The sequence below is a fragment of the Mycobacterium kansasii ATCC 12478 genome, assembly GCF_000157895.3.
Classification (GTDB): Bacteria; Actinomycetota; Actinomycetes; order Mycobacteriales; family Mycobacteriaceae; genus Mycobacterium; species Mycobacterium kansasii.
Genome location: NC_022663.1, coordinates 6047793 through 6060722, shown reverse-complemented (window position 1 = coordinate 6060722; position 12930 = coordinate 6047793). Strand labels below are relative to the sequence as shown.

The window sequence follows — 12930 nt, the reverse complement described above, 5'->3', positions numbered from 1 at the left end:
TGTGCGGCGTATTCGATGACATGAAATATCCTGGGACCGGGCGTTGAGCCAAAGGAGTTCAATTGGTTGTCGTGGGCAATCTCGGTCTGGATAACGTCAGGAATTGGCTGCCGGAGCCGGGTGTTGTCTGGCTGTGGCAGCCGACGCCGGCAACTGTGGCGAACGCCCGGGACGCGCCGATCAGCGCCGTGCCGCCGAGCTACATACAGGCCCGGCATCTGCGGAGGTTCGCTGAGCAAACGGCCAAGAACCTCGACATGTCACGGCTTTTGGTCATTGCCTTCGATATCGTCGGTCACTGCGATATCCGCACGATGACCTACGTCATCAACTCGCACCTTCGTCGCCATGACACCTACCGCAGCAGGTTTGCGATCACCGGTGCGCGTCAGATAGTCCGCCATACCATGACCGATCCCGGCGCTATCGAAATGCAACCGGTTGAGCACGGCGAGATGACGCCGAACCAATGGCAGGAATACATCTTGAGCACCCCGAGTCCCCTGGATTGGGATTGCTTCAGATTCGGCGTGATCCAACATGACGATCACTTCACCGTCTGCATCAGCATTGACCACATACATTTCGATGCGACATTTCTCGGCACCATCTTCTTGGAGATCCGCGAGATGTACAACACGCTGATGGACGGCGGCGAGCCTATTCCGCTGCCGAAGGCCGGTAGCTACGCCGAGTACTGCCTGCGCGAACACGCCTACACCTCCGCATTGACAATAGATTCGCCGGAGGTACGTCAATGGATCGAATTCCTGGACAACAACGACGGATCCTTCCCCGCCTTCCCGCTGCCGCTGGGCGACACGTCGCGGCTCACGGCGGGCGAGGTGCTTTCCCTGCAGCTGCTGGATGCCCACCAGACCGCCGATTTCGAGGCCGCGTGCACCCGGGCCGGCGCCAGGTTCAGCGGCGGAGTCTTCGCGTGCGCCGCCCTCACCGAATACGAACTCGCCGGCGCGGAGACCTATTACGCGGTCACACCCACCGGCACCCGAAGCACCCCCGCGGAATTTGTCACCAGCGGATGGTTCATCGGCCACCTTCCGCTCGCCGTGCCGGTCGGGGCCTCGTTCGGTGAGACCGCGCGCGGCGCACAAGCCGCTTTCGACTCCCGCGCCCGCCTGGCCAGAGTGCCGTTCGAACGTGTGTTGGAGCTGGCACCCCGGCTCGCGACCCCGCTGTCGCGAGGATGCTTTCCCATGCTGTCGTTCCTCGACGCCGGTGTACCGCCGCTGTCGGCCGTGTTCGCGCCACATATCCGAACAGCAAATACCAGAGTCTTCAGTGACGGTCGCATCGCGGCCCGGGTGTGCATGTGGGTCAACCGATTCCACGAAGAGACCACGGTGACGGCATCCTTCCCGGATAGTCCGATCGCCCACGAGTCGGTGCGGCGCTACCTGGACGCCATGAAATCGGTGTATGTGCGCGTCGCCGAGGGCCGCAGCGACATCCGGCAACGTCGGGCAACCGCACTCAGCTTCAGCGGCAACGGAAATGACGGCCTGTTCCCTGGTTGATGGGCGGCGGTGTGAGCGGTGCCCGGACCCCGGCCTCGCCGGGCGGCCGGCACGCCAGGGCAAGGCGCTGTTGGCTGACAAGTCAATACCCGGGGTGTGCTGCCGGATTACCCGAAAACAGCCGACTTTCTGCACTTCGGACAAAAAATTTTTGTACGTTGGCACGATTTTTCCACAGGCCGAAGATCAACGGGTTACCCTGTGGTGCACTAGCAGAATTGAGGATGCCCGGCCGTTGCGGACCGAGACGTTGGGGGGCTGAGTCGACGTGCGATGCCCCCGGACCGGGCGCCTGAACACCACCGAAAAGAGGTGGCTGGACTTGAATAGAACCGCTGCCGATCCAGCCACTTTCGTTAGCCCACCTGACCAGTTGTCGGCGGTGCGCGCTGCGACGTTGTCGAGGCCCGACCGGGTGGCTACCGAGTTCATTCACCACCGCCGCTATGCGGATCGGCTTGATGGGCTTTATCGGCCGAACCGCTGTGGCGTGGAAAGGTGTTGCGACTGATGAGCGATTCGGAAGCAGCCCGCCCCGGAGGGATTTTCGACCGACTCGGCCAATTGGTCGTTCGGGCTCCGGCGCTGGTAATCGCATTCTGGATTGCGCTGGCAGCGGTGCTCGCTGTGACTTTCCCGCCGCTGATGGAAGTAGCCGGTAGGGCCGGCGGAGATGCTTTGCCCGATGATGCCCCGACGATGGTCACCGGCAAAGAGATGGGCAAGGCCTTCGGCGACAGCGGCAAAGGCTCGCAGTTGTTGGTGATCCTCACCGACGAAAACGGGCTTAGTCCCGCCGACTTAGAGACCTACCACACGCTGGTCGACAGGCTGCACCAGGCAAACCTGTCGGTGCAGGACTTCATTAGCACGCCCGGCTTGCACGACGTCTTGTCCAGCAAGGACAACAAAGCCTGGAACGTGCCGGTGATGTTCCAGACCGACCCGCAGGACCCAGCCACCACCGCGGGGTACAACAAAGCCAGGGAGATCGTTAGCCAGACCGTCGCCGGTTCGACACTGACCGCCAATTATGCCGGCGGTCTGGTCACCATGTCCGACCTCACCGCCATCGGTCAAGAAGATGCGCATCTGATCGAAATCGGCACCGCGGTCAGCGTGCTCATCATCCTGCTGATCATCTACCGAAACGTGGTCACCATGTTGGTGCCGCTGGCCACCATCGGTATCTCTATGGGGACCGCCCAAGGCACGTTGTCCGCGCTGGCAACAATCGGCCTGGACGTGCAAACGCAGACGATCATTTTCATGAGCGCGGTAATGATCGGTGCCGGAACGGATTATGCCGTCTTTCTGATCAGCCGATATCACGACTATGTGCGGCAAGGCCTGGCTTCGGACCTGGCTGTCCAGAGAGCATTGATGTCGATCGGCAAAGTAATCGCGGCATCGGCGGCGACCGTGGCGGTCACATTCATCGTGATGGTCTTCTGCAAATTGCCGGTCTTTTCCACGGTCGGACCGGCGATTTCGGTATCGATCGTCGTCAGCTTCGTGGCTGCGGTGAGCCTGCTGCCCGCCATTCTGGTGCTGATCGGGCGCCGCGGCTGGATCAAGCCGCGACGCGATCTCACCCATCGCTTCTGGAGGCGCACCGGAACACGGATCGTACGGCGGCCCCGGATCCATCTGGTCGCCAGTCTCGTCGTGCTGGCAATCCTGGCGGGATCCAGCTTCTTGGTGCGCTTCAACTACGACGATCTCAAGGCATTGCCGTCCGACGTCACCAGCGTCGCGGGATACGAGGCCATGAGTCGCCACTTCCCGCAGAACATGATGACGCCGATGATGCTTTTCATTAAGTCGCCGCGTGACCTGCGGAACCCGACCGCACTCGCCGATCTCGAGATGATGTCGCACCGGATCAGCCAACTACCCGACATCACCGCCATACGCGGGTTGACCCGGCCCAACGGCGAACCGCTGCAGCAGACGAAGGTGTCCTATCAGGCCGGCGAGGTAGGCGGCAAACTCGACGAGGCCGGGGATGCAATCAGGGACCACGGCAGCGACTTGGACAGGCTGGTCAACGGCTCCAACGATTTAGCCGGCGCCCTGGCGCAGGTGCGCGACCAGGTCACTCAAGCTGTCGGCAGTGCCGGCACGCTGGTGAGCGTGCTTACCACGATGAAGCAACTGATGGGCGGCGACAAGACGCTCAACGACCTCGACAGGACGGCCAAGCTGGTCGGCCGCATGCGGGCGCTCGGCGACGCCCTTAGCGCAAACATGGTCGACGTGGCGAATACCGTCGCCTGGGCCAGTCCGCTGCTGAAGGCGCTGAACTCCAGTCCGACCTGCAATGCCGACCCGGCCTGTGCGGCCTCGCGGAGCCAGTTGCAGGCGCTGGTCCAAGCACAGACCAGTGGAACCCTCAACAGCATCACCAATCTGGCTCGCAGCCTGCAGCAAACGAAAGAGGTGCAGACCGTCAGCCAGACGATCGACAAGCTGCAGCAAAACCTGAACGAAGCAGTCAGTACGTTGCGGTCTATCGACGGACTGCAGAACCGGCTGAATCAGATGCAGCAGGGCGCCAACGCCCTCGCACAAGGTAGCCGTGCGGTCGCCGACGGCGTAGCAGCACTGGTAGACCAGACCAAGAAGATGGGCACCGGACTCGACGAGGCATCGGACTTCCTGCTGGGCCTCAAGCGCGACGCCGAACGACCGTCTATGGCCGGCTTCAATGTCCCGCCGCAGGTGCTGGCCGCCGACGAGTTCAAGAAGGCCGCGCAGATTTTCATATCCAGCGACGGGCACGCGGCACGGTACCTCATCCAAAGCTCGCTCAATCCGTTCACCACCCAAGCCATGGACCAGGTGAATACGATCCTGTCGGCAGCGCGGTCCTCGCAACCGAATACCGAGTTGGCGGACGCGACGATATCGCTGGTGGGCATTCCGACCGGGCTGGCAGATACTCGGGACTATTACAATAGCGACATCAATTTCATCGTGTTGGCCACGATCGTTATCGTCTTTTTGATCCTGGTCATGCTGCTACGAGCGATTATTGCGCCCCTATACCTCATCGGTTCTGTACTGGTTTCCTTTTTTGCAGCCCTAGGCCTCGGTGTCATCGTTTTCCAGCTGATACTCGGCAAAGAATTGCATTGGAGCCTGCCCGGGCTGTCATTCATTCTGCTGGTTGCGGTTGGCGCTGACTACAACATGCTGCTGATCTCGCGTATCCGTGACGAATCGCCCCATGGCGTGCGGGTCGGTGTTATTCGCACAGTCGGTTCAACGGGCGGTGTGATCACATCCGCCGGCCTCATTTTCGCCGCGTCAATGTTCGGCCTGCTGGCCGCCACGATCAGCACCATGGTGGAAGCCGGCTTCATTATCGGCGCCGGGATCCTGATCGACACCTTCATCGTTCGCACCGTCACGGTGCCAGCGTTGGCTGCGCTGATTGGCCAGGCTAACTGGTGGCCGTCGAAGCTCGCTACGTCCAGTAAGAAGCAGCGGGCGAGCGGTCGCAACAAGACGCGGGGCCAAGCTCGGCCAGCACGGGCAAAGGCCGTCCCCGCCCGCAAGACCGGCGGTGCGACACGCCCACCGTCGAAAGTTCGTGCCGTTCCAGCCGGCGATACGCCCAGAGCCGTACGCCGCCGTCCCGCCAAAGATGTGCCGCTGCGGAAGTTGGATTTCCCCATCACGAGCAATGGCAAGGACCCGTTCGCCGATCTCGGCGAGCACGCTCTTCCGCTATTCGGTTCCGTCGTGCTGCGTGCCAAGACGGCCACATCAAATGGGCACGAATCAGGCGTCAGCGATGGCGACGGCGACCGCATCCAACACTCCCTGCCGCTTTTCGGCCCCATCGACCTGCCGGCCCTGATGACCAATGGCAACGGCAACGGTAACGGCCATGCCAACGGCAACGGCCACACCAACGGCAACGGCCACACCAATGGCAACGGCCACACCAACGGCAACGGCCACACCAATGGCAACGGCCACACCAACGGCAACGGCCACACCAACGGCAACGGCCACACCAACGGCAACGGCCACACCAACGGCAACGGCCACACCAACGGCAACGGCAAGCAACCCGTCGACACGGGAAGCGCCCTTCCCGATAGGTCGGCAATCACCTAGCACCCTGCTCGTTGTCCGCCGTCGACATGACATGACTGTTATCACTGCGCGCGTTCCCCTCCGGGAACGCTCTGACGTACGGGTTCGGTTCGCAACTGGTGCGGATTTGCGCGCTAGCCGCCACCTCTAGAGCCCGCCGGCGGCGTGCATCCGCGGCGCGGGCAGTGATGTTGGCCGGGAAGTTGATCCGGAGGGTTCGATCGTCGACGAGGTCGAGCCGCGGATCCGGGCGGCGGGCCGTTGCCGTCGCCCTCTGAGAAGTCCCCGTCGGTGTCGTCGTCCGAGATCCCGGGACTGCTCGGAATCGGCTAATTCGCTCTCGCGGTACCTATGGGCATCGGCGGGTTCGCGCCGCGCTGCAGGCGAACTCGTCCGCGCGGCGCAGCTTACGCACCACGTCCTCAGCGGAATACTTCTTCCGGCCAGCCGTGTAATTCATCGTCGGTTTAGGCCCCAACAGGGGCCACAGAACTCTGAAAAAGGCCGACTCCATCACCGGGGACACGCCAGTTGGACTCTAGCGTTGCACCGACGCCGATTTTCGCTGGTGATGGCTGGACGGGAGCCTTACCGGACGTGGTGCCGGGGCTGTGGGGCGGAACCGGTTGCGGCATCGACGGGAGCAGGCTCTGTCGTGGTTGTGCCGGCGGCGGCGCCGTCGTTGTGGTCGTCTTTTCTCACCTGATCGGCCAGGGCGGCGTGCTGCTGCGCACCCTGCTGGGCAAGTGAGGAGATCATTTGTGCCTGCTGGCCGGCAATGTTGGTGAGTTGGCTGAGCCCGCCGGCTGCTCCCGAGAGCCCGCTGAGCTGGCTGAGCGGTGCCGCCAGTTGAGCCATGGTTGACAGGTTGGCCAGGCCGGGCTCGCCGGCCAAGGCGCCCGACAAGTCGGGCAACGCCGCTAATTCGTCGGCGGTGGGCAGAATGGCTAGGCCGGCCAAGGTGGGGATGGGCAAGTGGGGCGCGCCGAAATCGGGGAAGCCGGGACTCGGCAGCGTGGGCATGCTGAATTCAGGCGAGCCGGGTAGGTCAGCGAACGCCAAGGAGACATCGGGCGTCTCGGCGGTGGGCGCCTTGTCGTCGGGCAGGCCCGCGACAGGGGAAACCAAGCTGTGCTCGGCGGCATCGAATTCGGAACGGGGATCTGCTGGGGGGAAAGGCGCATCGGGCAACCGGGGATTCGTGTCCGACAGTGAAGGCAAGGTCGTCACCATATGGGTCAATCTCTGGGTCGCTGCCTGCAGGTTACTCGCATTACGGTACGTCGCGATTGCAAAGAACCCGAGGACAGAGAGGAGGCTAGTGATCACAAAAAGGAACATGAGTGACGCGATTTGTAACGACAGGAGTCGGCCGGGGGCCCCCTCGAACTGTTCAAGGTAGAAGCAATATGCGCCTAAAAGGCCGACTCCGCCCAGCAATGCAATCACGAAATAGCGAATCTTTTCAACGAGATCGCCTTGAGCGGAAACCAGGTCGGCGGCGAGATGGTCGAGATCACGCATCAGCTTCGCCCGCTGTGATTGTGCGAGGTTGTGGGCTACATAAGCCTGCGCCGCCGAGCCTTGCCAGCCACCACCCGGAACAAGAGCCTCGATCTGGGCACTGACCTCGTTGAACATCGACCTACTGGCCACCAAACGATCACCTGGATCGGGTCTTCCCTGTCCAAGCAATGCCAGCACGACGCCAAGTAAGACCTCGGTCTCGGCGCAGATAACCGATCCCCTCTCCGAGGTATCCCGTACCTGCTCTTGTGGTGCCGGCGCCGGGGGTGGCTGGTTCCCATTTTGCTGGAACGGCCACGGCCCATGGTGAGCTGCCCACCCCACGTTTTCCGGATTAAGATTGGCTGCAAATTCCGCTTCCTCTACCATCGCGTCAACGAAATCCGTGATGAGCTCCTCAATTCCAGAGAACATGGTTGAACTTTCTTTCGGTCTAGCGTTGTAGCGCTATGTTTGGGCTGGTGTTGGGGGCGCACGCGCCAACGACGCCACTACTCGGTAAGTCCGCTATCAGGGCCTCCGCCTCGTCGGCCCTGGCTAAAATATCGCTCTGGTTCACTGTCAGCGTCGGCTGAGACATGACAGAACCTTCTTCCTGGTGATTACACCAATTGTAGTGGCTGAATTCACTGATTCCGGCACTAAATTCAGCACTGCAATTACAGACCTGGCTGGAAATCGCGTCATATGGTGTCGGCAGGGCCGTCACCATACTGGTCGACCTCTTGGTCTGCACCCGCACATTGCTCGCATTTTGTGAGGTCGTCCTTCCTAAAGAGACGAATTTGTCAATGGCGACACGAAGCGCAATAGGGCAAACGACGACGGCGATGGCAAGCGACACTTTCTGGCCGGTGGTTCCCCCGTACTGTTCAAGGGCGAGGCAACTAGCGGCCACCGCGAGGACCGTGAAGAACTCGTAATTCAGCCGGGCGCAGCGATCAAGGCACCGGAAGAAATCGAGTAGCGCCGTTAATTCGTCGGCGGTGGGCACCGTGGGCAGGCCACCCGGGAACAAGTCGGCCAAGCTCGATAGGCTGTCGCGGTCAACACCTTCGTGGGCCGTGGCCACGTCCCGCATGGGCTGCGCAAGGTGTTGGCGCTCCTTGGCGCCCGCCATACGGCTGGTCCGCATGTTCTCGGTGGACAACATGGTTCGCCTGGTCGCCTTTGAAGCGCACGCGCCCTCGGCGGCGTTGTCTGTTGGATCCGCCATCGGGGATTCCACCTCGTCGGCCCTGGCCGAAATCTCGCTCTGGTCCACCCACAGAGCGCGTGCTTGAGACATAACCGAATCTTCTTACTTGGGGTTACCACAATAATAGTCGCTGAATTCGCTGGTTCGTGCACCAAATTCAGCACATCGAATTCAGAACCGGCTTCCAAAACAAAGCAGAACCAGGTTCCGAGATAAACCGGAATGTGTTTCTGAAATAGAATGAGTGGCACGACGATCTCGTCGAATGGAGCCGGCTCGCCTCTAACGAGCTTGGCCAGGCCGTCTGATTGGATATGCAATGGTTTGTGCTATTGTTTGCCGGGGCGTGGTGGAGGCGTGAAACGAAAAGCTGCACCGCTTCTGAAAGAGCCTGGCAAAGATGACCGCACCAGTCTTATATGACATCCCGTTGGGCGCTTGCACGCAGGACCCTGACCGCTGGACGACCAGTCCCGATGACGAGGCCAAAGCGCTGTGCCGCGCTTGCCCGTGCCGGTGGCTGTGTGCCCGCGAAGCCGTCGAGTCACCGGGTGCCGAAGGGCTGTGGGCCGGCGTGGTGATCCCTGCAACGGGGCGGGCGCGCGCGTTCGCGTTGGGCCAACTGCGGTCGCTGGCCGAGCGTCACGGTTACCCGGTCCGCGAGGCCGCACAATTGGCCTGATCGGTTGTGCCGCCGGGTTCAGCCGTTGGTAGCAGTGGAAAGCAATGCACGGCTTCATCTTTGAGGCTCGTCGCGCATTCGAGTGCGGCCGCCATGCACACGCCGCGACAACATCAGCGGATTCCCGACCCTGACACATCCGTGGCTGGTGCGCCCCCTCGAGTGCGCGCATTGGTGGCCCTACACCAATCGGTTGATGCACGTGTGGACCAGCTCACGAGCTGCGGTCACAGCACCGGTATTGCTCTGGCTTCGCCTGCACGTAATCGGGCTCTTCGCGGATGAGGGTGTAGGGAGGCCGGCGCGTCGTTGACCGGGTAGGGGTCGGGGTCTTCCGATGATGGGGGTTCCTACACCAACCATCCGAAAGACCTCGACGTGCACGACGCTACCGGTGGTGCGGGCTTTGCCTGCGCTGACTTGACGACTTTTTGCCGGCTCGATGAACTCGGGCTTGAGGTGACGGGGCAGCGCCTGGACTGCGACCGGGCGATGCTGGCGTGCCGGATCACCGACGAGGATCGATGGTGCCGGCGCTGCGGCGAGCAAGGCAGTCCGCACGACACCGGGACGCGCCAACTTGCACATGAGCCGTTCGGGTGGCGGCCGACGACCTTGCTGGTCACGATCCGCCGCTACGGGTGCGCCAGCTGCCGGCATGTATGGCGCCAAAACACCAGCAGCGCGGCCGAACCGCGGGCCAAGCTCTCCCGCCGTGGCCTGCGGTGGGCACTGGAAGCCATTGTGTGCCAACACCTCACGATCGCCCGTGTCGCCGAAGGGCTCGCGGTGTCGTGGAACACCGCCAACGACGCCGTGTTGGCCGAGGGCAAGCGTAGGTTGATCGACGATCCGGGCAGGTTCGACGGGGTCAAGGTGATCGGGGTCGACGAACACGTGTGGCGCCACACGCGGCGCGGCGACAAGTACGTGACCGTGATCATCGACCTGACCGGCATCCGTGAGGCACCGGCCCGGCGCGGCTGCTGGACATGGTCGAGGGCCGCTCAAAACAGGCCTTCATGGCCTGGCTGGCCGAACGAGACAAGTCCTGGCGCGAGGCGGTGAAAGTAGTGGCGATGGAAGGCTTCACCGGGTTTAAGACGGTTTAAGACCGCCGCCAGCGAGGAGCTGCCCGACGCGGTCGCGGTGATGGATCCCTTCCACGTCGTGCGGCTGGCCGGCGAGGCGCTGGACGCATGCCGGCGCCTTGTTCAACTCGACACCTGTGGACACCGCGGCCGCACGAGCGATCCGCTCTATGCCGCGCGGCGGACCCTGCATACCGGGACCGACTTGCTCACCGACAAGCAAAGAGACCGGCTGACAAACCTGTTCGCCGTCGACGCCCACGCCGAAGTCGATGCGACCTGGGGCATCTACCAGCGCATGATCACCGCCTACCGCAACCCCGACCGCCGGACCGGCCCCGAACTGATGAGCACGCTCATCGAGTCGATCGGCCACGCCGTCCCCGCCGCATTGACCGAAGTCATCACCCTGGGGCGAACGTTGAAGAAATGCGCCACTGACGTGCTGGCCTACTTCGACCGACCCGGTACCTCCAACGGACCCACAGAAGCCATCAACGGCCGACTCGAACACCTGTGCGGCTCCGCCCTCGGATTCCGCGACCTCTGCCGCTACATCGCCCGATCACTGCTGGAGACCGGCGGATTCAGACCCCGACTACACCCTCAATCATGAAGAGCCCGTAATCGTGTGACGGGTCTATGGCGCGTTGGTGGTCTTACCGACGCGCTGTTGGCGTTGTTGGGAGGTGCCGGTTTCGGCATCGACTGGCACGCGCTGTGCGGTGGGTGTGCCCGCGGCGGCGCCGGTGGTGTGGTCGTCCTGGGTGACGTGATCGGCCGGGGTGACCCGCTGGGCCAGCGAGGCGATCATGTGTGCCTGCTGACCGGCCACGGTGGTGAGTTGGCTGAACCCGCCGGCTGCCCCCCAGAGCCCGGCGAGCCGGCTCAGCGATGCCGCCGGTTGAGCAACGGTGGGAAGGTTGGTCACGCCCAGGCTGGGCAGCGCAGCCAAGGCGCCCACCAGGTCGGGTAGCGCGGCGAACTCGTCGGCGGCGGGCAGCGGCGGCCGGCTCGGCATGCCGGCCAACCGGGGGACGGGCAAGTCGGGCGCGCCGAAATCCGGGAAGCCGGGCCTTGGCACGTCGGGCACGCTGAATTCAGGCGAGCCGGGTAAGTCAGCGAAAACCAAGGGAACGTCGAGTGTCCTGGGGGTGAACCCGGTGTCGTCGGGCAGGCCTGCGAGGGTGCGGGAGAAGATGTGCTCGGCGGCGTCGAATTCGGACTCGGAATGTGATGGGGGCAAGGGCGTGTCGGGCAACCCGGGAATCGGGTCAGACAGCGCCGGCAATCTTGTCAACATATCTGTCAATCTCTGCGTCAGTGCATGCAGTTTGTTGGCATGGGAGTGTGTCGTTTTCAGCAAGGAGACAATTAGGTAAATGGTGACTTCGATAGCAGCAGTGCAAACGACCAATGCGACGGCAAGTGACACCTCTTGGCCAACAGGGCCGCCCCACATTTCAAGGGCATAGCAACCACGGCCCACCGTGGCAACGGTGATTATTTCTCCAATCAGCCACGCGAAAGCGTTGAAAACGGTTTGGGCCTGAGCGGAAACCAGGCCGGCGGTGTGGTGGTCGAGATCGGCCATCATCTTCGCGCGATGCGACTGTGCGAGGTTCTGGGCTACATAAGCCTGCGCCGCCAAGCCCTGCCAGCCGCCGTCGGGAACAAGAGCCGCGATCTGGGCCCCGACGTCGCAGAACATCGACCCGCCGTCCACAAGCTCAACACCCGGATCGGGACTGCCGTCGCCAAGGCCTGCCAGCACGCCGCCAAGGCCGCACCCGGTCCAATCGCAAACACGGTGTCCCGACAGCAGCTCCGGGATGTTTTTCACCGGCTCTGGTACCGGCTGTTCTACCGGCGGTTGGTCATAGATCAGGTCCAACAGCTCATCGCCGTCCTCCCACGGGAGATCCTCCTCCCGGCGGGTCAATTCGACGGCAATACGGGTCTCCATATCGAAGTCTCTCGGAAATGGCAGTTGTCCCGGCATCCGGGGGATCCGGAACGGCCGAAAAGTACGCATGGGTTTCTAATTTCCCCTCGGGGTCAAAACGTTGTATCGGCTGCGGTTCTGGCTGGTGAGGGCGTTTGCAGCACGCCTCGGTCGCCTCACCGGGCGCGCTGCGGGCCCTGTTGGGTGGGGCCGGTCCGGCGTCGACAGGAACGCGCCGCGGTGGATTTGCCCGCAGCGGCGCCGGGTGTGACCGTCCTGGGTGACATCATCAGCCAACGTGGCCGGCCGCTGGACGCCGTGTCGGGCGCGTAAAGATATCACGTGTGGCTATTAGCCGACCATGTCGGCGAGTTGGCTGAGCCCGCCGGCTGCCCTCGAGTGCCCAGTGAGCCGGCTCTGGGGGCGTCGCCAGCTGAGCCGTGGCGGGCAGGTTGGCCGGGCCAGCCGGGGCGCAGCGGCCAAGGGTCGTCGAGATCAGCCAAACCGGGGATCGGCACGTCGGGCGCGCTGAATTCTAGGTGAGCCGGGTAACTCTGTTAGCGCCAAAGCGATATCGGGTCTCTCGGGCAGGGGCCTGGTGTCGTCCGGCAGGCGCGCGAAGGTGGGGCCGGCGGCGTCGAACTCGGAACGGGACTGTGCTGCTGGCGCGGGCGCGTGGGGCAAACCGGGGATCGTGTCGGACAGTGCGGGCAAGGCGCTCGCCAGATCGGCCAATCGCTGCGTCAGTGCCTGCAGGCTGTAGCACCGGCGCCATCGCGATCGGGAACCGCCTATTGACCAGTCGCACAGCGCCTTCCGTCCGACCCACCGGATACACG

The 12930-nt window shown here is 63.0% G+C and carries 6 protein-coding genes and 1 pseudogene; 4 read left to right on the top strand and 3 right to left on the bottom strand.

From position 1 onward, the window contains the following. The first annotated feature begins 71 nt into the window (after window positions 1-71). Together MKAN_RS26275 and MKAN_RS26270 are read left to right on the top strand one after the other, a co-directional pair. On the top strand, window positions 72-1538 hold the full coding sequence (locus MKAN_RS26275) for a condensation domain-containing protein (protein ID WP_023373490.1): 1467 nt from the start codon (window positions 72-74) through the stop codon (window positions 1536-1538). Window positions 1539-2048: 510 nt separating this feature from the next. Then, a complete protein-coding gene (locus MKAN_RS26270; protein WP_023373488.1) occupies window positions 2049-5669 on the top strand; it encodes an MMPL/RND family transporter in 3621 nt (1206 codons plus the stop codon). 567 nt (window positions 5670-6236) lie between these two features. Here the strand turns inward: MKAN_RS26270 and MKAN_RS26265 are convergent. Both MKAN_RS26265 and MKAN_RS26260 read right to left on the bottom strand, forming a co-directional pair. After that, the gene (locus tag MKAN_RS26265; protein ID WP_052492327.1) at window positions 6237-7589 is read right to left on the bottom strand and encodes an EspA/EspE family type VII secretion system effector; all 1353 of its coding nucleotides are present in this window, start codon (window positions 7587-7589) and stop codon (window positions 6237-6239) included. Window positions 7590-7608: 19 nt separating this feature from the next. Next, window positions 7609-8439 carry a hypothetical protein gene (locus tag MKAN_RS26260; protein ID WP_036395388.1) on the bottom strand — a complete coding sequence of 277 codons (831 nt, stop codon included), beginning with the start codon at window positions 8437-8439 and terminating at the stop codon, window positions 7609-7611. A 334-nt stretch (window positions 8440-8773) separates the two neighbouring features. Here MKAN_RS26260 and MKAN_RS26255 point away from each other — a divergent pair, with 334 nt between their 5' ends. Then, window positions 8774-9055 (top strand): WhiB family transcriptional regulator, encoded by a 282-nt coding sequence (locus tag MKAN_RS26255; protein ID WP_023373482.1) that lies wholly within the window; start codon window positions 8774-8776, stop codon window positions 9053-9055. 378 nt (window positions 9056-9433) lie between these two features. Then, window positions 9434-10762 (top strand): annotated as a pseudogene (locus MKAN_RS26250) (ISL3 family transposase). A gap of 24 nt (window positions 10763-10786) precedes the next feature. On the opposite strand, the gene MKAN_RS26245 reads toward MKAN_RS26250, so the two are convergent. Then, window positions 10787-12148, bottom strand: coding sequence for an EspA/EspE family type VII secretion system effector (locus tag MKAN_RS26245; RefSeq protein ID WP_133163535.1), 1362 nt, complete (start codon window positions 12146-12148; stop codon window positions 10787-10789). Window positions 12149-12930: the final 782 nt, after the last annotated feature.